At 66.8% G+C, this 23,885-nt stretch carries 19 protein-coding genes; 8 read left to right on the forward strand and 11 right to left on the reverse strand.

The window, feature by feature from the left end:
• Window positions 1-85 precede the first annotated feature (85 nt).
• From ACFQ9K_RS28355 to ACFQ9K_RS28375, 5 genes are all read right to left on the reverse strand, one after another.
• Entirely contained in the window at window positions 86-799 is a 714-nt protein-coding gene (locus ACFQ9K_RS28355; protein ID WP_378723733.1) for an MBL fold metallo-hydrolase, read from the reverse strand.
• A 1,595-nt stretch (window positions 800-2,394) separates the two neighbouring features.
• Window positions 2,395-3,141: an adenosylcobinamide-GDP ribazoletransferase gene (locus tag ACFQ9K_RS28360; RefSeq protein WP_378723731.1), complete on the reverse strand. Its 747-nt coding sequence runs from the start codon at window positions 3,139-3,141 to the stop codon at window positions 2,395-2,397.
• Between the two features lie 979 nt (window positions 3,142-4,120).
• Complete coding sequence (gene cobT, locus ACFQ9K_RS28365) at window positions 4,121-5,254, reverse strand: nicotinate-nucleotide--dimethylbenzimidazole phosphoribosyltransferase (protein ID WP_378723728.1); 1,134 nt, start codon at window positions 5,252-5,254, stop codon at window positions 4,121-4,123.
• A gap of 106 nt (window positions 5,255-5,360) precedes the next feature.
• Window positions 5,361-5,906 (reverse strand): bifunctional adenosylcobinamide kinase/adenosylcobinamide-phosphate guanylyltransferase, encoded by a 546-nt coding sequence (locus tag ACFQ9K_RS28370; protein WP_378723725.1) that lies wholly within the window; start codon window positions 5,904-5,906, stop codon window positions 5,361-5,363.
• Between the two features lie 328 nt (window positions 5,907-6,234).
• Window positions 6,235-7,212: a helix-turn-helix domain-containing protein gene (locus ACFQ9K_RS28375; protein ID WP_378723721.1), complete on the reverse strand. Its 978-nt coding sequence runs from the start codon at window positions 7,210-7,212 to the stop codon at window positions 6,235-6,237.
• Between the two features lie 85 nt (window positions 7,213-7,297).
• Between ACFQ9K_RS28375 and ACFQ9K_RS28380 the strand changes: the two genes are divergently transcribed.
• Window positions 7,298-7,456, forward strand: coding sequence for a hypothetical protein (locus tag ACFQ9K_RS28380; protein ID WP_378723719.1), 159 nt, complete (start codon window positions 7,298-7,300; stop codon window positions 7,454-7,456).
• A gap of 132 nt (window positions 7,457-7,588) precedes the next feature.
• On the opposite strand, the gene ACFQ9K_RS28385 is transcribed toward ACFQ9K_RS28380, so the two are convergent.
• On the reverse strand, window positions 7,589-8,197 hold the full coding sequence (locus tag ACFQ9K_RS28385; protein WP_378722164.1) for a DUF3043 domain-containing protein: 609 nt from the start codon (window positions 8,195-8,197) through the stop codon (window positions 7,589-7,591).
• A gap of 258 nt (window positions 8,198-8,455) precedes the next feature.
• On the opposite strand from ACFQ9K_RS28385, the gene ACFQ9K_RS28390 reads away from it, so the two are divergent.
• Together ACFQ9K_RS28390 and ACFQ9K_RS28395 are read left to right on the forward strand one after the other, a co-directional pair.
• Window positions 8,456-8,812, forward strand: a complete 357-nt coding sequence (locus ACFQ9K_RS28390; protein ID WP_069165132.1) for an iron-sulfur cluster assembly accessory protein — start codon at window positions 8,456-8,458, stop codon at window positions 8,810-8,812.
• A 230-nt stretch (window positions 8,813-9,042) separates the two neighbouring features.
• Entirely contained in the window at window positions 9,043-10,011 is a 969-nt protein-coding gene (locus ACFQ9K_RS28395; RefSeq protein ID WP_378722147.1) for a carbohydrate kinase family protein, read from the forward strand.
• 94 nt (window positions 10,012-10,105) lie between these two features.
• Here the strand turns inward: ACFQ9K_RS28395 and asnB are convergent, their stop codons facing one another.
• Window positions 10,106-12,082, reverse strand: a complete 1,977-nt coding sequence (gene asnB / locus ACFQ9K_RS28400) for an asparagine synthase (glutamine-hydrolyzing) (RefSeq protein WP_378722148.1) — start codon at window positions 12,080-12,082, stop codon at window positions 10,106-10,108.
• A gap of 409 nt (window positions 12,083-12,491) precedes the next feature.
• On the opposite strand from asnB, the gene ACFQ9K_RS28405 reads away from it, so the two are divergent.
• The 3 genes from ACFQ9K_RS28405 (at window position 12,492) to ACFQ9K_RS28415 (ending at window position 14,831) form a co-directional block, all read left to right on the forward strand.
• On the forward strand, window positions 12,492-13,595 hold the full coding sequence (locus ACFQ9K_RS28405; RefSeq protein ID WP_378722149.1) for a cytochrome c oxidase subunit II: 1,104 nt from the start codon (window positions 12,492-12,494) through the stop codon (window positions 13,593-13,595).
• 14 nt (window positions 13,596-13,609) lie between these two features.
• On the forward strand, window positions 13,610-14,026 hold the full coding sequence (locus tag ACFQ9K_RS28410) for a cytochrome c oxidase subunit 4 (RefSeq protein ID WP_378722150.1): 417 nt from the start codon (window positions 13,610-13,612) through the stop codon (window positions 14,024-14,026).
• A 490-nt stretch (window positions 14,027-14,516) separates the two neighbouring features.
• A complete protein-coding gene (locus ACFQ9K_RS28415) occupies window positions 14,517-14,831 on the forward strand; it encodes an NIPSNAP family protein (RefSeq protein ID WP_378722151.1) in 315 nt (104 codons plus the stop codon).
• 518 nt (window positions 14,832-15,349) lie between these two features.
• On the opposite strand, the gene ACFQ9K_RS28420 is transcribed toward ACFQ9K_RS28415, so the two are convergent.
• Together ACFQ9K_RS28420 and ACFQ9K_RS28425 are read right to left on the reverse strand one after the other, a co-directional pair.
• Window positions 15,350-16,138 carry an SDR family NAD(P)-dependent oxidoreductase gene (locus tag ACFQ9K_RS28420; RefSeq protein ID WP_378722152.1) on the reverse strand — a complete coding sequence of 263 codons (789 nt, stop codon included), beginning with the start codon at window positions 16,136-16,138 and terminating at the stop codon, window positions 15,350-15,352.
• A gap of 675 nt (window positions 16,139-16,813) precedes the next feature.
• Window positions 16,814-17,347, reverse strand: coding sequence for a CAP domain-containing protein (locus tag ACFQ9K_RS28425; protein ID WP_378722153.1), 534 nt, complete (start codon window positions 17,345-17,347; stop codon window positions 16,814-16,816).
• Window positions 17,348-17,746: 399 nt separating this feature from the next.
• On the opposite strand from ACFQ9K_RS28425, the gene ACFQ9K_RS28430 reads away from it, so the two are divergent.
• Window positions 17,747-18,649 carry a hypothetical protein gene (locus ACFQ9K_RS28430; protein ID WP_378722154.1) on the forward strand — a complete coding sequence of 301 codons (903 nt, stop codon included), beginning with the start codon at window positions 17,747-17,749 and terminating at the stop codon, window positions 18,647-18,649.
• Between the two features lie 1,781 nt (window positions 18,650-20,430).
• Window positions 20,431-20,757, forward strand: a complete 327-nt coding sequence (locus ACFQ9K_RS28435; RefSeq protein ID WP_378722155.1) for a hypothetical protein — start codon at window positions 20,431-20,433, stop codon at window positions 20,755-20,757.
• Window positions 20,758-20,907: 150 nt separating this feature from the next.
• On the opposite strand, the gene ACFQ9K_RS28440 is transcribed toward ACFQ9K_RS28435, so the two are convergent.
• Window positions 20,908-22,185, reverse strand: a complete 1,278-nt coding sequence (locus ACFQ9K_RS28440; RefSeq protein ID WP_378722156.1) for an FAD-binding oxidoreductase — start codon at window positions 22,183-22,185, stop codon at window positions 20,908-20,910.
• Between the two features lie 51 nt (window positions 22,186-22,236).
• Window positions 22,237-23,793, reverse strand: coding sequence for an alkaline phosphatase D family protein (locus ACFQ9K_RS28445; RefSeq protein ID WP_378722157.1), 1,557 nt, complete (start codon window positions 23,791-23,793; stop codon window positions 22,237-22,239).
• Window positions 23,794-23,885: the final 92 nt, after the last annotated feature.

Here is a 23,885-nt window from a genome sequence, read left to right on the forward strand (position 1 = left end):
ACCGGAGTAACTTCGCCGATCGTCATCGAGTGCGGTCCAATGGCCCGCCGCCTGGGTGGCTGCCGGGCCATCAGACCGACCCCATTCAGCTGGGCATGAACATGTGCCATTCTTCGAGGGTCTTGGGGCGCAGCACGTAGTTCTTGTCCCGGACAGTGGAGAGCGGGGCGTAGGGCTCCTGCGAATACCAGTGCCCGGGGTAGACGACCGGGTCGCCGGATAACTCGGCCAAATAGCGGAGGCTGCGGAACATTTCGTCGGAGTCGCCGCCGGGGAAATCGGTGCGGCCGCAGCCGTCGACGAACAGGGTGTCGCCCGCGATGAGCCGGTCGTCGAACAGGAAGCACTGGCTGCCCGGCGTGTGCCCTGGCGTGTGCAGCAGTTCGATGTCGAAGGCGCCGACGCTGACCTTGTCGCCGTGCTCGTGGCCGGTGAGTTCGCTCGGCGCGATGCCGGTGACGTTGGCCACCCAGGAAAGCTCCTGCGCGTTGATATGCACTGGGACACTTGTCTTTTCGAGCAGCTCGCGCACCCCGCCCAGGGTGAACCCGAGCATCGTCCCGCCCACGTGGTCGGGATGGTGATGGGTCGCCAGCACCCCCGTCAGCCGTAGCCCGTCCGCCTCGGCGATATCGACCAGATCGCCCGCCGCGTAGGCCGGATCGACCACCACACACTCGCCGGTCTCCTGATCCCCGATCAGATACGCGAAATTCCGCATCTGCGTCGCAATCGGATCGCCGACGGCGTAGTCCCTCCCCGACAACAGCTGGCGAAAATACAGGCGCTCAGAAGACATACCGCACACCTTATTGCCCGACCCAGACGATCCGCGCGCCGCAGCCGCAAATAGTTTGCTGCGCCGTACCCCCAGCCCCTCGAAAACCCGGACATCCGCCCCCGATCCCCGAACCAAGATCAACGCCATAACGTGGCGGACCTCACTCCACCGACGTCACCCCTATGTCCCGTGAATCACGAATCCATAGGCGCAGAAGGGGTTCGAGTACCGAGTATCGGCATTGCCCGCCGGACCATCGAGCCAACCCCATGATCAACGAGCCCGCAGCAGCAGTGAAGTACGAGAGCTTCCAGCGTCATGTCCCGTTGGCGTGGTCGCGCCGTGCACAGCGGGACATGGCTGCGGCGATGTGCGAGAAGGTGCGCTGCTGTGTCCCGTTGGCCGGTTCGGATGGTGCTCTGTGGGACATGGCTGCGGCGATGTGCGAGAGAGTCCGCTGCTATGTCCCGTTGGTCGAGCCCGGACGTATTCGACGGGACGGCAACTGCGGCGAAGTGAGATGGGGCCGCTGCTGTGTCCCGTTGGCGGGGTTGGATGGTGCTCAGCGGGACATGGCTGCGGTGAAGTGCGAGAAGGTGCGCTGCTGTGTCCCGTTGGCGGGGTCGGATGGTGCTCAGCGGGACACGGCTGCGGTGAAGTGCGAGAGAGTCCGCTGTTGTGTCCCGTTGGTCGAGCTGGATCATGATCAGCCGGGCCAGGGTTGCAGCGACGTGTGGGTTGCGGGTACGTCATGTCCCGCCGCATATGAAGGCTGAGCGGCTGGAATAGATTCCAGCGCTGATTGCATCGCGCAGGCAAATGCCGCCGTCAACTTGGCCCCGGGCAGAGCTTGGACTGCAAGCCGAGGTTAGAAGCTCCGCTTTCGGACAAGTTCAGGGCCGGAATTATGACCAGCTGGACATGGCGACGGCTAAGTGCGAAAGCATGTGCTGTCATGTCCCGTGCCTCGAGCCGGGTTGTGCTCAATGGGTAGCGCTTGTGGCGAAGTGCGAGAGGGTGCGCTGCTGTGTCCCGTTGGCGGGCCGGACCGTGCTCAGCGGGACACCGCTGCGGCGAAGTGCGAGAAGGTCTGCTGCTATGTCCCGTTGGTCGAGTCACGTCGTGTTTGATGGGGCACGGTCGTGGCGAAGTGCGGCATGGCCCACCGTCATGACCCGTTGGTGGGGCCAACCCGTGATCAACGGGACGTGGTTGCGGCATTGTGCGAGTGGGGGCTCCGGCATGTCCCGTTGAGCGTGAAACCTGGGGTTTAGTTGGGTGTTTGGGTGTTGAGTTGCTCTTGGGTATGTGCCTCGCTCGGGGTAAGCCGAGTGGGGGGCGCGGAGAGCGGGGTCCCGGTTGCCGCAAACTAAGGGGGTGTGGGCCCTTACGTCGCGAAAGTCCGCGTGCCTTCAGCTCGGCTCTGATCGTAGGCAGGGCTCGGAGGGCCGCTGCGGTGGCGCGAGGTCCCCGGCCAGGTGCCGGCGCGAATCGGGGTCTACGGGACATCACCGTGGCGATGTATTGCGTGCTGTCATGTCCCGTTGTTCGAGCTGGGATGTGGTTGCGGCAATGGGGCGGCTTCGCTAGGTCCCGTTGGGCGGAAGCTGCGGTCAGAGGTGGAGGGAGAGGGTGGCGGCGGTTAGGGAGACCGTCAGTTCGATGGTGGCGCCGAGGGGGTCGCCGGAGAGGCCGGCGAAGCGGCGGACGGTGTGGTGGATGAGGATGGTTGCGGCGGCGAGGGCGATGAGTATGGCGAGCGGGCCTTGCCAGGGGGTGGGGGTGGCGAGGGTGGCGGCGGCGAGGGCGATGACGGACCATGCCGCGGCGGTGAGGGGAGACTGGGTGCCGGCGACGAGGGCGCCGAAGCCGGCGCCGGGGGCGGCGTCGATTCCTTTGCGGCAGGCGAGAACTACCGCGACGCGGCCGACGGTTACGGCGAGGGCCACGGCGAACCAGCGGTCCGCCTCGGCCAGTGCGGCGAACGAAAACGCTTGAACGCCAATGGAGAACACGAGGGCGGCGACACCGAACGGACCCGCGCCGCCGCTCTTCATGATCTGCCTGGCTCGCTCGGGCGGACCGTAACTGCCGAGCCCGTCCATGGTGTCGGCGAGCCCGTCCAGATGCATGCCCCGCGTGATCAACGCCAACGCCCCGACCACCAGCAACCCGGCCAGCATCGAACTGGCCCCCGCCCACACCAACACCCCCAGCAGCCCGGCCGCTCCCGCCCCGAGCACCCCACCAACCAACGGCGCCAACGCAATTGCCCGCCCCGCCGCAACCCGGTCGACATTGTCCGGCCCTCGCACCGGCAGAACGGTGAGCCAGGAAACCGCGAGCCGCAATCCGTTCATTCGGCTGCTTTCGAGCCGAGCAGTCGACTGGCCGGTGGCGTCGACGCGATTGCCTGCGCCGCTGCCACCCGGTCGACATTGTCCGGTCTCTGTACCGGCAATGCGGTGGGCCGGGAGATCGTGCGCTGCGATCCGTTCATTCGGCTGCTCCCGCGCTGAGCAGTCGATCGGCCGAGGGTGTCAACGTAATTGCCTCCCCCGCCGCAGCCCAGTCGACGTCGGCGGATCCGCGTGCCGGCAAGAGGATGAGTCGGGAGATCGTGCGCCGCAATCCCGTTCATCCGGCTGCTCCCGAGCCGAGCAGTCCACCGGCCGACGGCGTCGACGCGATTTCCTGCGCCGCCGCAACCCGGTCGACATTGTCCGGTCTCTGTACCGGCAATGCGGTGGGGTGGGGAATCGTGCGCTGCGATCCGTTCGTCCGACTGCTCCCGCTCCGAGAACCCCACCAGCCGACGGCGTCAACGTAATTGCCTCCTCCGCCGCAGCCCAGTCGACGTTGGCCGGTCCGAGTACCGGCAAGAGGGTGAGTCGGGAGATCGTGCGCCGCAATCCCGTTCATCCGGCTGCTCCCGCTCCGAGTACCTCACCGGCAGACGGCGTCGACGCGATTGCCTGCCCCGTCGCAGCCCAGTCGGCACTGTCCGGCGCTCGCACCGGCAGAACGGTGAGCCAGGAAACCGCCAGCCGCAACCCGTTCATTCGACCAGCCCTGGGGCAGTACCCCACCACACTTGGCTCGGAATGCGTTGTGCGGCAGCTGAATGATCAAACGACTCGCGCCGACCGGTCATCGTCGGCGTTGCCCAGGTTCGGCAAACGCTCGACATCGACCGGTCAGGCATAGCGGCCACCGATCGATTACTCGTCGATAGCCCTGCTGCACTTGGAAGACACCGTGCTGCAAGCGAATTGCCGTGACCGTCGATTACCTCACCAAACTCGAGGGCGCGGGCTCCGAGCCTCGACGGCCGGTCGCTCATTTCCGCAAGTCCGGGGTGGCCGGGGGAACCTCTGCGGGCGTGGCGGTTTCGGCGGGCACGGTGAGGTCCGTGTTCTCGGCGGTGTCGGTGTCGGCGGTGCTCACGCCCGCCTCGGCGAAGGTGGACATCTCCGCGAGGGTGGCGACCGCGGCGCGGACGAGGGGGAGGGCGGTGAGGGCGCCGGAGGCCTCGCCGAGGCGCATGTTCAGGTCGAGGAGGGGTTCCAGGCGCAGGCGTTGCAGGGCGAGGTTGTGGGCCGGTTCGGTGGAGCGGTGGCCGGCCAGCCACCACGCCGACGAGCCCGCGGCCAGCTCCTCGGCGACCAGCGCGGCCGCCGTGACGACCACTCCGTCGAGAATGACCGGCGTGCGCCGGGCGGCGGCCTGCGCGAGAAACGCGGCCATCGCGGCGAAATCGGCGCCCGCGGCGACGCGCAGCAGTTCGACCGGATCCTTGACCACCGGACGGGCCCGGCGCATCGCGTCCCGGATCGCGGCGACCTTGCGCGCCCAGCCCGCGTCGTCGACGCCGGTGCCGCGCCCGACGGCGGCTACCGGTTCGGTGTCGGTGAGCGTCGCGATGAGGGCGGTGGCGGGGGTGGTGTTGCCGATGCCCATGTCACCCGCGATGAGCACGTCGGCGCCGGCGTCGATCTCCTCGTCGGCGATCGCCTTGCCCGCGGCGAGGACGGCCTCGACCTCCTCGGCGGTCAGCGCGTCCTCGCGGTCGATGGATCCGCTGGAACGCCGCACCTTGTGCTTGGCGACGAGCGAATCGGTCTCACCGTCGACCGAGATATCGGCCACCCGAACCGTCGCGCCCGCAACCACGGCGAGCGCGTTCACCGCTGCGCCACCACCCAGGAAGTTCGCCACCATCTGCGCGGTGACCTCACTCGGATACGCCGAAACCCCGTGCCGCGCAACGCCGTGATCCCCGGCGAACACCACCACCCTGGCCCGCTCGAACTGCTTGGGCGGGCACACGCCCTGACAGGCCGCGACCCAGTTGCCGATCTCCTCCAGCCGCCCGAGCGACCCGCCGGGTTTGGTCAGCTGCGTCTGCCGTTGCTCGGCCGCCGCCCGAACCTGTGCGTCAGGAGGCGTCACCGGTCCAAATCCGTGTGTCACTGTCGAGCCCTTCCGGTCAGCGCGGTCCAAACACTGCTACGCCGCTCAATCTTGCCCGCCGCGGTCTGTGCGTCGCACATCACCCGCCGCCAACCCCCCGAGCGTTTCATTTGAGCCGCAGCGGTAATCCGGCGACGACGAGGAAGGCTTCGTCGCAGACCTGGGCGAGGCGTTGGTTCAGGGTGCCGATCTCGTCCCGGAACAGGCGGCCGGAGCGAGTGGCGGGGATGATCCCCATGCCGACCTCGGGACTCACGATGACCAGGCGCTGTGCGTAGGCGGTCACCGCGGCGACGAGGGCGTCGGCGTCGGGGGCGACGGTGCCGCGCGGGGATTCCCAGGCCGCCCGGGCGTCGATGCGCGCGGTGAGCCAGGTGCCGATGTCATCGATCAGCGTGGTGCCGTGGGCCGGCTCACCGAGAACAACTGCGGGATCGGCACTTTCGATCACCGCCCAGTCTGCGGGCCTGCGGTCGCGGTGCGTGGCGATCCGTGCGGCGAAGTCGAGGTCGGCCGGATCGGGAATCGAGGTCGCCAGGTATCGAACCGGCCCGGCCCCCGCGGCCAGCTGTTCGGCATAGGCGGACTTACCCGACCGAGCGCCGCCGAGGACGAGAATCCGGCGCGGCTCGGACGAGACACTGTGCGACACGTCAGCACGGTATCAATCCCCGCCGCGTCGACCCGGACGTGAGCGCGCGTCGGGGATGCGAATCACCTCCGCGCAGGTTCGCAACGGAGATCGCGGTTGAGTACGACCGTCGGCGACGGAGAACCGGCGCGGCCCGTGCGGCGGAAGGACTGCGCCGGTAAGCCGCTTCGAGACCGGCGCAGAAACGCCCAGATACTCGGTATGCGGGTGCCGCCGAACCAACGTGGTCTGGCGGTGTGCGGACAGTCGTGTGTCTCGACGCTTCGAGCGCGGTGTCGAAACCGTGGGGTACCGGTGGCCGAGAAGGGTGGCTTCGCCGCGCGAAGTATCAGGCAGGCGTCTCGACGGCTTCCAGGTTCGCGCCGAAGCGACGGCGATACTCCGTCGGCGCGATGCCGACCAGCCGTTGGAAGTGGTGTCGCAGCAGCGCTCCCGAACCGAATCCGGCGCGGGTGGCGATCTGTTCGAGACCGAGGTCGGTTTCCTCGAGCAGCTGCTTGGTCAGCAGGACGCGCTGATTGGTCAGCCACTTCACCGGAGTGGTCCCGGTTTCGGCGGCGAAGCGGCGGGCGAAGGTGCGGGTGGACATGGTCGCGCGGGCGGCCAGGTCTTCGATGGTGTGCGGGAGGTCGAGGTTCTCGTTCATCCATTCCAGCGTCGACATCAGGCTGTCGGAGGTGCAGGTGGCGACGGGGCGTTCGATGAACTGACGCTGCCCACCGTCGCGCTGCGGCGGCACGACCATGCGGCGGGCGATCGCGTTGGCCACCGCACTGCCGAGTTCGCGGCGGACCAGATGCAGGCAGGCGTCGATGCCCGCGGCGGTGCCCGCGCTGGTGATCAGGTTGCCCGCGTCGACGAACAGCACGTCGGGATCGACGGTCGCCTCCGGATACAACTCGGCCAGCGCGTCGACGTGCGTCCAGTGCGTGGTGCATTTGCGCCCGTCGAGCAGTCCGGCCGCGCCGGCGAGGAAGGCGCCCGAGCAGACGGTCAGCACGATCGCGCCCGCCGCGGCGGCGTCCCGGACGGCGTCGACCAGGCGCGGATCGATCCCGTTCCTGGACGAGAAGGCGGGTATGGCGACCAGATCGGCCTTCGCCAGCTGCTCGAGCCCGAACTCCGGCGTGAGCGTGATGCCGGGCGTGCTGGAGTGCAGCGGCTTCCCCGGCTCCGCACCGCAGACCTTGAAGTCGAACGCGGGCAACCCGTCGGCGGAGCGGTCGAGACCGAAAACCTCGCAGACGACCCCGAACTCGAACATGGCCATGCGCTCGGACAGCACGACCGCAACCTTCGACAGCATGCCTCCAGTCTAATGGCTGGATATTTACGAACTATGTCAGTTCAGCCACTTTCGGCGGGAACTGACCGAGCGCAAAATTACTGCCATGCTTACTTTTCTGATCGCCATGGCAGTCATCGTCACCTTCGCCGCCGCAGTCGCCCACTACTCGGCTCCGGCGGGTTCGTCCAACGTCACCGACCGCGATATGCAGCGCATGCAGGCCGATCTGTCGGCGATGCACGGCCGAACCACCAACATCTGATCCCCATGTGTCCGCGACCGACCGCGGCCCGGCTCGAGTACCCGAGCCGGGCCGCAATCATGTTCGGGGTGGGTCGGGCCGTCAAGGGCGATTAACGCGCGCCTCCGGCACCGGCCTGCCGCAACGGACAACCTAGATGGCGTCTCCCGGACTGACCCGCGGCTTCGGCGCCCGCATCTTGCGGATCTGCGAGGCCCGCACGAACGCGTACCAGCCGAGCTTGTACCCGGTGTCCTCGGAATCCGGGAACCGCTCCCTGACCCGCCCGTTCACGATCCGGCCGAGCAGGAATCCCTCGGCGATCATGAAGAACATCATCACCAGCATGGCCAGCGTGACGATCGTCTGCAGCGCGGGAGCCACGAACATCGACAGGATCAGCACGAGCGCCATCGGCATGAACAGCCCGACCAGGTTGCGCCTGCCGTCGACGATGTCGCGGACGAACGCCCGCACCGGCCCCTGATCGCGCGGCAGCAGGTACTTGTCCTCGCCGGCGAGCATGCGCGTGCGCCGATCCTGGACCGCGGCCTTGCGCTCGGCCGAGGCCTGTTTGCGCTCCTCCCTGCTGCCGCGAGTGGCCTTGCGCCGGGCGCGGGCCTCCTTCGCGGTGAGCGGTGCCGGAGCGATCGGGCCGCGTCGCTTGCCTTGCGCGTCACGGCGTTTCGGAGTGGGACGGCCCTTGCCCGCGGTGGCGGTGACCGCCGTGCGAGTGGTGCCCGCGGTCGAGCCGCCGTCCACGGCCGCCGTCTGATCGGCGGCCGCGTCGGTGGTGCTGGACTCGCCGCGACGGAACAATTTCACATCGACCAGGCTATTCGATGGAATACGCGGCGGGAAATGCGGTCCGATTCGCGCAGGTGCGCCGGGTCACGTAGGTTGCGTGTTCCTGCGCGCGCGGTGGTGGCAAGATGGGGAATAGCAGCCCGCCGAGTGGTGTTGACCGACACGACCCGTGCGCTGTTCACGGGTCGACGACAGGTTCCTCGAGGAGAGTTCATGACTGTGCAGAACGAGACCGCCACCGAAACCCACGGTGCCGTGCTGACCGATGCTGCCGCAAGCAAGGCGAAGGCGCTGCTGGACCAGGAAGGTCGCGACGACCTGGCGTTGCGCATCGCCGTGCAGCCCGGCGGCTGTGCCGGCCTGCGATACCAGCTCTTCTTCGACGATCGCTCGCTCGACGGCGACATCGTTGTCGAATTCAGCGGCGTCAAGCTGGCCGTCGACCGGATGAGCGCCCCGTACATCCAGGGTGCCTCCATCGACTTCGTCGACACCATCGAGAAGCAGGGCTTCACCATCGACAACCCGAACGCCACCGGCTCCTGCGCCTGCGGCGATTCGTTCAACTGACCGAACCCGTCCGACTCGTCGTCAGCGGGTTCACCGCGTAACAGCCCGACCCCACGTGAGACGTTCTCACGTGGGGTTTGCGCGTTTTCCGATCGCGCGCGGCCGGGCGACTCGCCGACCGGGTCCCCCCTGTCGAGGGATCCGAGCGACCCTCCGACATTGGTACGGTGATGCAGGGACTTCGTTCCCGGTCTGCACCGCCTGCCGCCTACCGTTGAAGGGCCAGCCTCGTGTCCATCGCCGTTTCCGCGTCCATTGCCACCGACCACCTCATGCGTTTTTCCGGACGGTTCCGTGACGCACTGCTGGCCGATCAGCTCGACCACGTGTCACTCAGCTTCCTCGTCGACGATCTGCAGATCCGCCGCGGTGGCGTCGCAGGCAACATCGCCTACGCCATGGGGCTTTTGAACCGCACACCCCTGCTCGTCGGTGCCGTGGGCGCCGACTTCGCCGAGTACCGCCAGTGGCTCGAATCGCACGGCGTCGACTGCTCCGGCGTGCTGATCTCCGAGCGCGCGCACACCGCCCGCTTCGTCTGCACCACCGACGACGACATGGCGCAGATCGCGTCGTTCTACCCGGGCGCGATGAGCGAGGCCCGCGACATCTCCATCGGCGAGCTCGCCAAGGCGCACCCGCTGGACCTGGTGCTGGTCGGCGCCAACGACCCCGACGCGATGGTGGCCCACACCACGCAGTGCCGCGAGCTCGGCATCCCGTTCGCCGCCGACCCGTCCCAGCAGTTGGCCCGCCTCGACGGCGAACAGGCCGTGCAGCTGATCGACGGCGCCGCATACCTTTTCACGAACAAGTACGAGTGGGCGCTGCTGCTGCAGAAGACCGGACTCAGCGAGGCGGAGGTCGCGCAGCGCGTCGGCATCCGGGTGACCACGCTCGGCGCGGACGGCGTGCAGATCGTCGACAAGGACGGCACCGAGCTCACCGTCGGCGTGGTCCCGGAGACCACGAAGGTCGAGCCCACCGGCGTCGGTGACGCGTTCCGCGCCGGCTTCCTCACCGGCCACACCGCCGGGCTGAGCCTGGAGCGTTCGGCGCAGCTCGGTTCGCTCATCGCGGTGCTGGTCCTGGAGACCATGGGTACCCAGGAGTGGACGCTCAACAAGGAGACCGCGCTCGAGCGTCTGGCCGGCGCCTACGGTGCCGAGGCCGCCGCGGAGATCAAGCCGCTGCTCTGAGCCGGTCCGCTGCCGACCGGCGGCGGCTCGGGCCACGAGCCAACGAACGTGAAGTGCCCCTCGGCCTTTCGGTGAGGGGCACTTCCGCGTCGGCTTAGAGCGAGACCGGGTAGACCGGCTCCTGGATCTCCGGCTTGATCCGGTCCTCGACGAAGATCCCGTGCCACACCATGAACACCAGCAGCGTCCACAACCGGCGGCTGTGGTCGGAGGTGCCCGCGCGGTGCGCGACGAGCATGTCGGTGATCGCGGCCTTGTTCAGCAGGTGACCGGTCTGCGACTCGAGGATCTGCTGGTGGGCCCAGTCGTAGAGTTCGGTGCCGCGCAACCAGTGTCGCAGCGGGACCGGGAAACCGAGCTTGGCGCGGTGCAGCACGTGCGGCGGCACGATGCCCTCCAATGCCTGGCGCAGCGCGTATTTCGTGGTTTCCTTGGTGATCTTCTGCTCGAACGGCAGCCCCTCGGCGACCTTCAGCACCTCGGAATCCAGGAACGGCACCCGCAATTCGAGCGAGTTGGCCATGGTCATCTTGTCGGCCTTGACCAGGATGTCGCCGCGCAACCAGGTGAACAGGTCCAGGTGCTGCATGCGCGCCACCGGGTCCCAGCCGCGCGACTGCGCGTAGATCGGCGCGGTCACGTCCTGATGGGTCCACTCGGGGCGGAATTCGCGCAGTACGGAACGCAACTGGGCGTCGCTGAAGCTGCGCGCGTTGCCGTAGTAGCGCTCCTCCAGGCCGAGCGAGCCGCGATGCAGCAGGCTCTTGCCCCTGGTGCCGTCCGGAATGCGCTCGGAGAGCTTGCCCGCCAGCCTGCGCAGCCCGCCGGGCAGGTACTCGAAGGGCTTGAGCGACAACGGCTCCCGGTAGATCGTGTAGCCGCCGAACAGCTCGTCGGCGCCCTCGCCGGAGAGCACCACCTTGACGTGCTTACGCGCTTCCTTGGCCACGAAGTACAGCGGCACCAGCGCCGGGTCGGCCACGGGATCGTCGAGGTACCAGACGATTTCGGGAATCGCGGCGGCGAACTCGGCGGGGGAGACGGTCTTGATCACGTGCTTGGCGCCGATCGCCGCGGCGGTCTCGGCGGCGACGTCGGCCTCCGAGTAGCCCTCGCGTTCGAAGCAGCTGGTGAAGGTGATCAGCTTCGGGTTGTGCCGCATGGCCAGCGCCGCGACCGCGGTGGAGTCGATGCCGCCGGACAGGAACGAGCCGACGGTCACGTCCGCCCGCATGTGCTTGGCGACCGAATCCTCCATCGCCTCGGCGATCTCGCGGTAGCGGGCCGCCGCCGAACCCGGGGCGAAGGGGCGAACCCTGAACTGCGGGTTGAAGTATCGCGTGATCTTCGGATCCCGGCCGGGGGCGACCGTCGCGTAGCTGCCGGATTCCAGCCGCCGGATGTCCTTGTGCAGCGTCTCGGCCTCGGGCACGTACTGCAACACGGTGTAGTGCTCCAGCGCACGCGGATCCAGCGCGTCGGTCAGGCCGAGCGCGGGCAGCAGCTCCAGCAGGCTCTTCTTCTCGCTGCCGAACGCGGTCCCGCCGGGCCCGGTGGCCAGGAACAGCGGCTTGATGCCGAACGGGTCCCGCGCCAGGAACAGTTCCTCGGTCTCGGTGTCCCAGATCGCGAACGCGAACATGCCGCGCAGCCTGCGCACCGCCTCGGGGCCCCAGTAGTGGAACGCCGCGACGACGGCCTCGCCGTCACCCTCGGTCAGGAAGATCGAATCCTCGCCGAACTCCGCGGCGTGCGCCTCGGCCAGCTCTTCGCGCAGCTCGATGTAGTTGTAGATCTCGCCGTTGAACGTCAGCGCGTAGCGCTCCCGGTTCTCCGGCGGGCCCCAGCGCAGCGGCTGGTGCGAGTGTTCGATGTCGATGATCGACAGGCGGTTGAAGCCGAAGATCATGTGGACAGGAGCGGAGCCTGCGGAGTGACCATCGCCGCCGTCGTGCCACGTCCCTCGTTCGTCGGGGCCGCGGTGGCGCACACAGTGCAATGCGTCGTACACCTGCTCCACCACGCCAGGCGCTGCCTCGTCAGATGTCAGAAACCCGAGCAGTCCACACACGGCGTCGGCAACCTCGTTTCTCCGGTCGGGACGCGGCCGAAAACCGGCGCGTCCGAATGTCTTGCGGGGGCGGTGCGCGGTGTCTGCCGCGAGTGGTCGATCCGGGACGTGCCGGAGCCTGCCCTCGCGGTGAGCACAGCGGCCGAAATGTTGTGTCCGAGTATGCCGCACACGCCCCCTTCGCGCGTCGCGCGCACCCTGTGCAGGGCTTTTGAGCACGGATGCGCTGGTGACCGCGATCGGCGGAGTGTCGAATGCGACCCGACGACAATGACGGCCCCCGTTTGGTCTACGCTGCGTAGTACTCAGGCCATTCTCAGGCGGCGTACGCGCCCGACCCGGGACCGGCCTGACATGTGCTTAGAACGTATCGCCGGGCGGTCGCAGCCCAGGCGGTGCAAATGTCGGAATGTGTGGCGACCAGGAAGGCGTGAGCGTGGCGCACAAGGCGAGCGAAGAGATCGGGGCACGTCCCGCCCGGGGACGGATCCTTCGGCGGGCCGGGCTGGCGGTGTCCCTCGGGATCACCGCGGTGCTCGTCTCGGGCTGCTCGATCGACAATGTTTGGCTGCGGTTCGGCTGGCCCTCGGGCGTCACGCCGCAGGCCACCCGGATGCGGGAGCTGTGGACCTGGTCGGTCGTCGCCGCTCTGCTGATGGGCGTGCTGGTGTGGGGTCTGACCTTCTGGACCGTCGCCTTCCACCGCAAGAAGGCCGACTCCCCGGAGTTCCCCCGGCAGACCGGCTACAACGTGCCGCTGGAGCTGACCTACACGGCGGTGCCGTTCGTCATCATCGCGGTGCTGTTCTACTTCACCGTCGTCGTGCAGAACTACGTGCACGAGAAGGTGGACAACCCCGACGTCACGGTCGACGTGACCGCCTTCCAGTGGAACTGGAAGTTCGGTTACCGCAACGTGGACTTCAAGGACGGCTACTCGTTCAAGGGCATCGACACCACGCGTGAGGCGTCGAACCAGGAGCAGCTCGAGGAGTACAAGGAACGGACCAAGGACGGTCACCCGCAGCCGGGCCCGGTGCACGGCAAGCCGGAGAACGACATCCTGTCCTACCTGCACTACGACACCGTCGAGACCTACGGCTCCAGCACCGAGGTGCCGGTCCTGGTGCTCCCGACCAACAAGGTGATCGAGTTCCAGCTCGCCGCCGCCGACGTGGTGCACGCCTTCTGGGTGCCGGAGTTCCTGTTCAAGCGCGACGTGATGCCGAACCCCAAGGAAAACCACTCGGACAACATCTTCCAGATCACCAAGATCGAGAAGGAAGGTGCGTTCGTCGGCCGTTGCGCGGAAATGTGTGGCACCTTCCACTCGATGATGAACTTCGAGGTGCGCGCGGTCTCGCCGGACAAGTTCACCAAGTACCTGGACGCGCGCAAGGCGGGCAAGACCAACGCCGAAGCGCTCGACTCCATCGGTGAATCGCCGGTCGCCACGTCGACCCGGCCGTTCAACACCGATCGCACGACCAAAACCGCGGCCGAGGCAAAGTAAGGGACTGATCTGATATGAAGATCGAAGCGCGGATTTTCGAACTGCTGACGGTGTTCTTCATCATCGTCGCGATTGTCTACGGCTACTTCACCGGTGTGTCCCGCACCGGCGTGGAATGGGCGGGTACCACCGCGACCGTCCTGACCGCAGGCCTGTCGCTGATCATCGGCACCTACTTCCGCTTCGTCGCGCGTCGCCTCGACCTGCGTCCGGAAGACTACGAGGACGCCGAGATCGTCGACGGCGCAGGCGATCTGGGCTTCTTCTCGCCCGGCAGCTTCTGGCCCATCACCTTGGCCGGAGCCGGCGCCATCACCGCCCTCGGACTGGCGTTCTTCCAGTTCTGGTTGATCGGTCTCGGTGTGGTCTGCATCCTGATCGCGGCTGCGGGTCTGGTTTTCGAGTACTACCTGGGGCCGGAAAAGCACTGAGTTATTTGGTGAAAGTCCCCTCCGCTGTGTGGAGGGGACTTTCGTCGTTTCTGGGGTGGGTTGGTGTCCTGACCTGGGTTGCGGCGTGCAGGTGGGTGCTGAGTGCGTCAACTGAAGTTTTGGGCCCGAGGTGCGCCGAGGCTGGATGCGACACCCGTGGATTCGTTGCCGTTTCGCCTTACCTGATGGCCGGTCCCGGTTCGGATCTCTGGCGCGGAAGGTGCCGCCGGAAAGGCTCGGGAGATGTGTGGCCACGTTTTCCGTGGCCTACTCGACGCAGGTTGCGTGCTCTCGACGCGTGGCGGCGTTAGGTGAGTTTGCGAGGCTCCGTCCGGGGGCGCTGCTTGTGGCAGGGAGTTCTTGTCGCATCGGCGGTTCCGGCCGGAGCAACGCACTATCTGGTCCCCCTGGGGCGCTATGGATTTCAACCGGTCGATGGCTCGCTCCGTGGCAGGATGGTGGCCGGTCGAGGTTCCATCGAGGCGACGGGGTGGCGGGCGTGATCTATCGGATGCGCATCTACCGGGCGGTGCCGGAGAACCTGGCGCTCTTCCACGACTTCTTCCGGTCCCATCTGTTGCCGACTCAGTTGCGTCATGGGGCGCGGCTGGTGGGGCGGTGGGAAACCGACGATGGGCGTGTCGTCGCGGTCTGGGAGTACGACGACCGCGAAGCCTACGAGCGGGTGCAGGCCGCTGTGGCCGCCGATCTCGAGACGCGGCGTGCGCAGGAGCTGCGCCGGGGGTTGCCTGCCCTGTTCAGCGAGAAGGAAGAAGTGTTCATGCGGTCGGCTTCTTGGGTCTGAGCATGTTCCAGGTTTTGTGTTCTGCGGTCAGGCGAGATCGGAGCTTCCGAGGCGAGTTGCTGCGTGCCGGCGGCGAGGCCCAGAACGCCTGCTGTCTCTCGCATTAGTCGGCCAGGTTGGTGTCGCAGAACCACGGGTCCACTACCGCGCGTGGGCTGCTGATCTGGGGCAGGTCATCGTTCATCACCAAGATGGAGCTTGCACAGAGGTGTGAGGGGTTCGTCGCACAAGGTCTGACTCGTCGGAGCTCGGGTGCTCTTGGCTCAGGTTGCAGCGTGCGTCGTGAGGGCGTTCGAGGGTGTTGAGGTGTGAAGTCGGGCTGGGTGCTTGTCGTGTGGGGTTGATATGACGCGGTTGTGTGCTCGGGGTGGGGCTGTGTCGTGAGGGCGCTCGAGGGTGTTGAGGTGTGGAGTCGGGCCGGGCACTCCTCGTACGCGCCTGACATGACGCGGTTGCATGCTCTCGGCTCAGGGTGCGGCTTGTTCCATGAGGTGTTGGGTGCGGCACGAGGGGGTCGGTTAGATGCCGAAGGCGTGCATGAGGCGGGCGGTGGAACGGGGGGCTACGCCGGCCAGGGCGTAGAGGGTGCGGGTGAAGCGGGGTTCGAGGCGGGGGGAGCGGGTGTGGATGGCGGCTTCGATGCGGTGGGCGGTTTGGTCGGCTTCGAGGGTGGACTCTTCGCGGTGGGAGTCGGTGTCGAAGGCTGGGTAGTGGACGGCGGTGACCTGGATGCCGTGGGGGGAGAGTTCGGCGTCTGCGCATTGGCCGAAGGTGGTCCAGGCGGCTTGGGCGCTGGCGTAGGAGGCGAAATTCGGTGCGGCGCCGGTGTTCGCGTTCCAGGGGCCGACGTTGATCACGTGGCCCGTGCCGGAGCGCAGCATCGCGGGAAGGAGGCCGAGGGTGAGGCGTAGCGGGCCGAAGTAGTTGGTCGCCATCATGCGCTGGTAGTCGCGGAATCGGTGCAGCGACTGGGTTACCGGCCTGCGCACGGGGCGGCCGGCGGTGTTGATCAGCACGTCGACCGTGCCGAACTCGCCGAGCACCCAGGTGACCAGCTGATCGACGTCGCCGAGGGCCGAGATGTCGCAGCGATTCCAGTCCGCCACACCGCCATCCGAGCGGATGTCCTCGCAGGCGGCGATGAGCTCGTCAGTGCCGCGCGCGACCAGCAGAAGTTGAGCGCCTTGGGCGGCAAGCAGATTCGCGGTGGCCCGGCCGATGTCGGAACCCGCGTCGGTGATCAGCACGCGCTGCCCGATCAGCGATCCCTCCGGCGGACGATGGCGTTTACGATCAGCGGATCTCACCGGGGCAGCACGAAATTCGGGCATCGGCACAGCAACCTTCACACGTGAACGGCTGAACACACGCACGGCACCCACCAACTGCGCCGGACCGCCCGCCGCCGCTACCACCTGGCGACTGTCTACGGCCGGTCACAGTATAAAGTTTGCCGCCGGTTTGATGCGAGTGTTCGGCAAATGGTTTCGTTCCATCATCCGCGTCCGGTATTGGCGATCGGGCTGCTGCGAGGGCGTTGCGGGGTGCCGCAATTGCGTTCTGGAAGTTCGCATATCGGCTGCGGTTTCGACCTTGTGGGCAAGCCTCTTGGATTGCTGCAAGCGGTTTTCCCGGGGCGGAACGATGGATTGATGGCTGGTCTGGGTTGTCGAATAGACGTGGCGGTTCGCGTCCACAACGCCTAGGTGTGGGGTCTGCCGGTGCCGGGTGCACTGGACGACCGACACGCCATGACCGACCGCCGAGTGGCCACCCGATCTGCCTGCAGGTCACAACTGGGCCCGGCGTGCGGCACGTTGGATAGCGACGGGTCGGCAACTGGTCGACCTATCGCTATCAGCGGGTCGCGGCTCTGTGCGCAGGTCTTGGGTTGTCAGTGACAGATAGTCGCAATTGGCATGCTGGAAATTCGGCTTCCCCGCCCTAATTTCCGTTGAATACAACTGCGACTAATTGAAGCTTTACCTGCGCGCCCTGCCAGGTGATTGATTTGAGTTCTGCGCGCTGGACGTGCCGAAGTCCTGCGTCCAATAAGGAGTGCCATTTCTGGCTGTGGCAAATCCGACGCCGATATCACGAAGATCGCACTTGAGAATGTTGGCGCGGTGGCCTGCGCTGCGCATCCATCCATCGACCACGGCGGAAGCGCTCGATTGACCCGAGGCGATATTCTCCGCCCAGGCGCTCGCGCGGTAGCCGGCCGCCTTGATCCGGTCACCCGGACTGCCTTCCGGCGAGTTGTGGTCCAGGACGCCGCGGGCGGCCATGCCTTCCGTGTGGGCCTGAGCGGCCCTGGTAAGGCGACTTTCAGCCTTGAGCGCGGGGCATCCGGCCTTCGCGCGTTCGGCGTTGGTGCGGCTGATCACCTCTCCGGCGACGGGCTGAGCTTGCGGCGCGGCCAGTGCTGCCGGGCCCAGCGTGACCAGGCAGGCGGCGGCAGTCGGTATGACAAGACAAGTAAGTAAGGAACGGGTCAGAGCGGGAGAAAGACGCATAATTCAGACTCCACGGTTCGTATTACGTTTGAATAACATTAACATCTCAGTGCGAGCGGAGGCAAGATCTAAGTGCTGTCCAGCGGCCTGGCGGCAATCGGGCTGCGAAAGGGTGGGATTCGACCGAATAACGTAGCGGAGAAGGCGAACCGTCCGATACGATGCGTGGCATCCGAAATGGCCGCATCTCAGGACACCGGACGTTTTCGATCTTCACCCCTATCCATGCTCCACCATGGGCGAACGTGCGCGAGTAGTCGCGCCCGATTCGTCGCATCCGGTGACACCGATGTGCGGGCACAACTGAATCGATCGATTCGTTACTAAGGACGACAACTGATGGGCAAACACAACGCAAGACGGAACCCTCTCGGTTCGATGCGGTTGGCCATGCTCTCGATGACCGCACTGATCGCAACCGGTATCGCCACCGAACACGGTCCGTCCCCCGATAATCAAGCGGCGATCCTGACCGCCACCATGACCGATCTGCCTCCTCAGGCACCGGCCGCCGAACCCGCCGATACGCAGCAGCCCGTCGCGGTCGGCAGGCACGCGTGGCCGATCCGGCCGACGATCGACGCGGACGAACTACCTGACCAGCCATCCAGCGAGAAGGTGGGGCCGACCGGGCTCGGACTGCCACTCACCCCCGCCGAGCCGACGCCGCTGCCCGGCCGGACGAACACACCCCGCCCGCACCATCAGTCCGACACCACCCCCCGCGCCAATGCCCAAATCGCGCTTCCACCAATCGATCTCACCGCGCTCCTGACCAACATCACCGCCGCCCTCAACGCAGGAGCGGCATTCGCCGAGGGTTTGGAGTCCGGCAGCGCCGCTTCGACCCCCGCGTCAAGCAAGCCGGCCGCGCCGAGCAGCACCGAAGCCGACACCGCGAAGGCCGTGCCCGCCCCGGCCGCTCAAACAGCAGCGCCGGCACCAGATCTCACGTCACTCCTGGCCACCGTCACCGCCGCACTGAAAGTAGGAGCAGCCCTGGCGCAAGGCCTGGAATCCGGCAGCTCAATCCTCGACCCAGGCCTCACCGCCCTCAACTCCGGCAGCACCGCCCTCGACAGCGGCAGCTCAATCGCCGGAGCTGGCAGCTCAAGCCTCGACGGTGGCAGCTCGATCGCGGGGTTCGGGAGTTCAATCCTGGATGGCGGCAGCTCGATCGCCGGAGCCGGAAGTTCAATCCTGGACGGTGGCAGCTCGATCGCCGGAGCCGGCAGCTCCATCCTCGGCCCCCTCGCCGCCATCCTCACCCCGTTGAGCGCCGCAGCAGCAGCCTCCGCTTAACTTCACTCGCACAGGGGCACCCACAACATGGTCGCCCAGCAGCCCGTGCTGATCTGACCGCGGGCACTGGTTGGCCCCCGCCTCAATGGGCGCCCGCCGACATCAGGTCGCAACGCCGGCGCAGCGCACCACCAACGTCCGGCTCGTATCGATGGCCGCCAAACGGGACACCACTGCACCCCGCCCTGCGATTCAGTGCAGCGATACCCCGCTCGCCGTGAGTCTGGTTGTCGAGCGGGGTATCACGGTGCTTTGCCTCGTGTTTCGGTGCTGTGGCGTCCCGTTCGTGGTGGGTGTGGTTGTCGGGTGGGACTTCACGGTGGCCTGCCCGCGATTCAGCGCTGTGTGGTCCCCCTCGCCGTGAGTCTGGTTGTCGTGCGGGGCATGACGGTGTTCTGTCTGGTGTTTCGGTGCTGTGGTGTCCCGTTCGTGGTGGGTGTGGTTGTCGGGTGGGACTTCACGGTGGCCTGCCCGCGATTCAGTGTGGTGTGGTCCCGCTGGCCGTGAGTCTGGTTGTGGAGCGGGGCATGGCGGTGCGTTGTCACGTGTTTGGTGTTGTGGTGTCCCGCTCGTGGTGGGCGTGGTTGTGGGGTGGGGCTTCATGGTGGCCTGCCCCGCGATTCAGCGCTGTGGGGTCCCTCTCGCCGTGAGTCTGGTTGTCGTGCGGGCCGTGACGGCGTTCTGTCTCGTGTTTCGGTTCGTGGTGTCCCGTTCGGGGTGGGTGTAGTTGTCAGACGGGACTTCATGGCGGCGTGACTCGTGATTCAGCGCTGTGGGTCCCGCTCGGTGTGAGCGCTGTTGCCGAGCGGGACTTCGCGGTGCTGCCCAGTGATTGGGCGCGCTCGCGTTACTGACCAACGCCTTATAGTCGGGACTTCCTGCCCAGCGGCACATCACGGTGTAGCGGGCGTCTCGACGGGACGCTGAGGTGGAGGATCTCGCGACTTGGCGCGGTGATGTCCCGCTCGGCGTGAGTGTGGTTGTCGGGCGGGGCTCACGTGGCTGCCCGCGATTCAGCGCGGTGTGGTCCCGCTCGGTGTGAGCCGTTGTCGGGCGAGATTCCAGGGTGTTGTCCAATATTTGGGTGCAGTCGCGGCCGAAACCAACGCCTGACAGTCGAAACTTTCTGCCGAGCAGGACATCACGGCGCGTGTCTCGGTCAACGCGGTGATGTCCCGTTCGGCGGAAATGCTGCCGCTCGGCGCGCAGGGCGTTGCGAGTGGGACATTGTGGTGGCGGATCTCGTGATTCGGCGCGGTGATGTCCCCTTTGGCAGGAGTGTCGTTGCCGAGCGGGGCGTCATTGTGCTCTGTCCTGCGATTTAGTGTCGTCAGGTCCCGTTCGGAGTCTCAGGATCGGGCGGGGGTTAGCGTGTTCCGTCGGCGTCACTACGCTCGGTTCGGTGCGAAGGGCGGTTGTCGAACGGGACACGGGGGTGGCGGATCTCGTGGTTCGGCGCGGTGATGTCCCGTTGGGCGGGAGTGTCGTTGTCGAGCGGGGCATCAGTGTGCCCTTGCTCGGCATTTGGTGATGCCATGTCCCGTCCGGCGTGAGTCTCGTTATCGGGTCAGCTTCAGCGTGTTCCGTCCGAGGATTCGGCGTAGCTACGCCCCGTTCGGCGCGAAGGGTCTTGCCGAGCGGGGCATTGCGTTGGCGGATCTTGGGATTCGGCGCGGTGATGTCCCGCTCGACGGGAGAGTCGTTGTCGAGCGGGGCATCAGTGTGCCCTTGCTCGGCATTTGGTGATGCCATGTCCCGTCCGGCGTGAGTCTCGTTATCGGGTGAGCCTCAGCGTGTTCCATCCGAGGATTCGGCGTAGCTACGCCCCGTTGGGCGCGAAGGGTCTTGTCGAGCGGGGCATTGTGGTGGCGGATCTTGTGGTTCGGCGTGGTGATGTCCCGTTGGGCGGGAGTGTCGTTGTCGAGCGGGACATTGTGGTGGCGGATCTTGGGATTCGGCGTGGTGATGTCCCGCTCGACGGGAGTGTCGTTGCCGAACGGGACATGGCGGTGGCGGATCTTGGGATTCGGCGTGGTGATGTCCCGCTCGACGGGAGAGCCGTTGTCGGTCGGGACATCGGCGTGGATTGTGAGCGGGTGGTGCGGTGATGTCCCGTTCGACGGGGACGGTGGAGGTCGGTTGTATCGAGGGGAAGAGTGTGTTGGGTGTCCGTTCTGCGGGGGCGGCGGGACGGCCATATCGAGGGGCGGTTCTGGGGCGCTGGCGGGAGCAGGCAGCGCGTCAGAGAGGCGGAGTGTCTACTCCTCCGACTCGTAGCGTAGGGCGTTTTCCGAGCGGCAGATTTCGTCGATGCCGGAGACTATGTCGCGCAACAGTTCTGAGGGGAGGGCGGCGGGGCGGAGGCGGCTGGTGAAGGTGATGAGGCCGTGGTCTTCGGGGGAGAGGCCGCGGGCGGCGGACTCGGAGCGGAGGTAGCGGGAGCGGACACCGTAGGTCATGGCGGAGATGACGGTGAAGCAGCCGGTGCGCTCGCGGTGGCCGGCGAACAGGTCGTGCAGGCGGTAGAAGACCGACGTGTAACTGGACAGAGGCGCGAAGATGCCGACGCGGTAGGCGGGGCCGCGCTCGGACGAGCTGAGGGCGGTGTCTGCGAGGTACTCGGCGTCGCGCAGGGTTTGCACCTTCGGCGCGAACAGCACCGCGCCCGCGGCGGCGTTGCGCAGCGGCATGCCGGCGGGTCCGCTGGCGGCGGAGGCGATGACGCCCAGCGATTTCCGGGCGCGTGAACCGACCTCACGCCGGGCCCGCACGGAGCGGGTCGGTGCGGTGGGGTGCAGGGTCGACCACTGGCCGAAACGCACGGTGCCCAGCTGCACATGCCCGACACCGCCGGGGCGCGACACCTTCAACGGTGCGGTGTCGACCCAGCGACCCACCTGCAACGCCGCGTTGCCCGGCCGCATGATCTCGGCATAGGCGTGTTCGACGAAGGAGTCGAAGTCGAGGAACCGGTCGGCATTGGTGGTCAGCCAGGTGCGGTCCTTGTCGATGTCGATCACGTCGAGGGTGAGCGCGGTGATGATGCCCGCGCGCCCGCCCGCACCAAGGATGCGATGGAACCGCTCGGCATGGTGGGTGCGCCCGCAGGTGCCGATGCGTCCGTCGTTGTCGACGTACTCGAGATCGACGACCTGATCGATGAACATGCCGTACTTGTGCGACGCCGCGCTCACGCCGCCCACCGACGCGAATCCGCCCGCGGTGATGTCGCGATGGTCGCCGACGATCGGCAGGCCGAGCCCGTGCGCGCCGAGCCGCCGATCGATGTCGGACAGCTTGGCGCCGGCCTGCACGCGCACCGTCCGCCGCCCCAGATTGATGTCGAGCACCTGATTCATCCGGCGCAGCGACACCACCGTCGGCTGGGCGGGCAGCGTCAGTCCGTCGTCGAGTTGCTCGCCGCCGCGGACGGTCAGCGGTTCCGCGCGGCCGCGTGAATCCCGAACCGTGCGAACGACATCCGCCGTATCGCGGGGTAGGTATTCCTCGGCGGAGACAAACTGCGGCGTGCTCATGGCACGAAAGCTACTACAGCGCGGCCCGCGCCGCCTCCCCGATCTCGAGAGCTACCGGACGGTCGGTTCGAGTCGCTGGCTGAACAGCACCGATCCGCTCGCATCGCACAGATTGACTGTCAGTTCCCTTGACTTGCCGTCGATCAGCACCTCGCCGAAATGCTGGAAGGCATCCAGCGGTGAGCTGTTCTGCACGGTCGGCGCGTGCACGAAGACCGCCTCCGGCCCGAAGGTCGCGTCCAGCGGGTTGGGACCGAACGCGCCGGCGTTGAGCGGTCCGGAGACGAACTCCCAGAAGCCGTCGAAGTCGGTGAACGCCGCGCGCTCTGGGGCGTAGTGGTGGGCGGCGGTGTAGTGCACGTCGGCGGTCAGCCACACCACGTCGGTGACCTTGTTCGCCTTGATCGACGAAAGCACCTGGGCGATCTCGGTTTCCCGACCGGACGGCGCGCCGGGATCGGCATTGGCCGGCCCCTCGAACGCGATGGTGTTCGGCTGCTCGCCGTCCTTGACCACCACGCCGAGCGGCAAATCGTTGGCGACGATCTTCCAGGTGGCCTGCGAGTCGCGCAGGCCCTCGATCAGCCACTTCGTCTGCGCCGGACCGAAAATGCGACCCTCGGGTCCGTTGTTCGCGTCGTTGGTGTCCTTGTAGGTCCGCATGTCGAGCACGAAGATGTCCAGCAGCGGACCGTAGGAGATCTTGCGGTAGAGGCGGCCGTCGACGGCTTCCTTGGGCTCCACCGGCATCCACTCGTGGAACGCCTGCCAGGCGCGGGTGGCCAGGACATCCATGTTGCGCTCGGTGTAACCCTTGGACTCGGGGACCAGGCCGCCGGGGTACCAGTTGTTGACCGTCTCGTGGTCGTCCCACTGCACGACCTGTGCGACCGAGGAATTGAAACGGAGATAGTTCTGGTCGGTCAGGTTGTAGGCGTAGGCGCCGCGGTACTGCTGGAGGGTCTGCGCTGGAGCGCTTTTCGCCTCGGAGACGATGTTGCGCCAGATTCGCCCGTCGGGGAGCGTCACCGATTCCTTCACCGGGTTGTCCGCGTAGATGGAATCGCCCGAATGCAGGAACAAATGCGGGTCGCGGGCGGCCATGGTGGAGAAGATCTTCATGCCGCCGAGGTCCGGATTGATGCCGTAACCTTGGCCGACCACGTCGCCGGACCACTGCAACCGGATATCGGACGCGCCGGTGGGGACCGTGCGGAACACGCCGGTGATCGGTTCGGACTTGCCGCCGTCGTCACCCTCCAGAGTTACCCGGTAGTGCACCTGTTCGCCCGCAGGCAAACCGTTGATCCGCACCCGGCCGGTACCGTCGGAATCCGGAGTGAGCAACGGTCCGGTGAATCGCTTGGCATTGCTGAACGATTCGGTGGACGCCGTCTCCACGATCAACTTCGCCGGGCGGTCCGCGCGTGCCCAGATCAGCGCGCCGTCACTGCGCGGGTCACCCACCGCGACACCATGTGTCAGCACCGGCCGTGGCCGGACCAGCCCGGGCCCGTCGTTCGACGAGCACGCGGCCAGGGCGGGGGCAGCCACCAGGCCGAGGGCGGAGGTGCGCAGCAGGGTGCGGCGGGAGATCGAACCAGTCATGGGATCACCCTGGACCAGCTATCTCAACGCAATGTGAACGGGTTCGGTCCGATTGGGTAACGGGGCGGCCTGGGTGGACAGTTTCGCGCCGG

Source organism: Nocardia sp. NPDC056564, assembly GCF_042793755.1.
In the GTDB taxonomy this organism is placed as follows: Bacteria; Actinomycetota; Actinomycetes; order Mycobacteriales; family Mycobacteriaceae; genus Nocardia.

What these genes read in the sequence shown, in the direction of transcription:
- ACFQ9K_RS28355 (WP_378723733.1), bottom strand. Translation starts at nt 799, where the DNA reads ATGTCTTCTGAGCGCCTGTATTTTCGCCAGCTGTTGTCGGGGAGGGAC.
- ACFQ9K_RS28360 (WP_378723731.1), bottom strand. Translation starts at nt 3,141, where the DNA reads ATGAACGGATTGCGGCTCGCGGTTTCCTGGCTCACCGTTCTGCCGGTG.
- ACFQ9K_RS28375 (WP_378723721.1), bottom strand. Translation starts at nt 7,212, where the DNA reads ATGCTGTCGAAGGTTGCGGTCGTGCTGTCCGAGCGCATGGCCATGTTC.
- ACFQ9K_RS28380 (WP_378723719.1), top strand. Translation starts at nt 7,298, where the DNA reads ATGCTTACTTTTCTGATCGCCATGGCAGTCATCGTCACCTTCGCCGCC.
- ACFQ9K_RS28390 (WP_069165132.1), top strand. Translation starts at nt 8,456, where the DNA reads ATGACTGTGCAGAACGAGACCGCCACCGAAACCCACGGTGCCGTGCTG.
- ACFQ9K_RS28405 (WP_378722149.1), top strand. Translation starts at nt 12,492, where the DNA reads ATGTGTGGCGACCAGGAAGGCGTGAGCGTGGCGCACAAGGCGAGCGAA.
- ACFQ9K_RS28410 (WP_378722150.1), top strand. Translation starts at nt 13,610, where the DNA reads ATGAAGATCGAAGCGCGGATTTTCGAACTGCTGACGGTGTTCTTCATC.
- ACFQ9K_RS28425 (WP_378722153.1), bottom strand. Translation starts at nt 17,347, where the DNA reads ATGCGTCTTTCTCCCGCTCTGACCCGTTCCTTACTTACTTGTCTTGTC.
- ACFQ9K_RS28430 (WP_378722154.1), top strand. Translation starts at nt 17,747, where the DNA reads ATGACCGCACTGATCGCAACCGGTATCGCCACCGAACACGGTCCGTCC.
- ACFQ9K_RS28440 (WP_378722156.1), bottom strand. Translation starts at nt 22,185, where the DNA reads ATGAGCACGCCGCAGTTTGTCTCCGCCGAGGAATACCTACCCCGCGAT.
- ACFQ9K_RS28445 (WP_378722157.1), bottom strand. Translation starts at nt 23,793, where the DNA reads ATGACTGGTTCGATCTCCCGCCGCACCCTGCTGCGCACCTCCGCCCTC.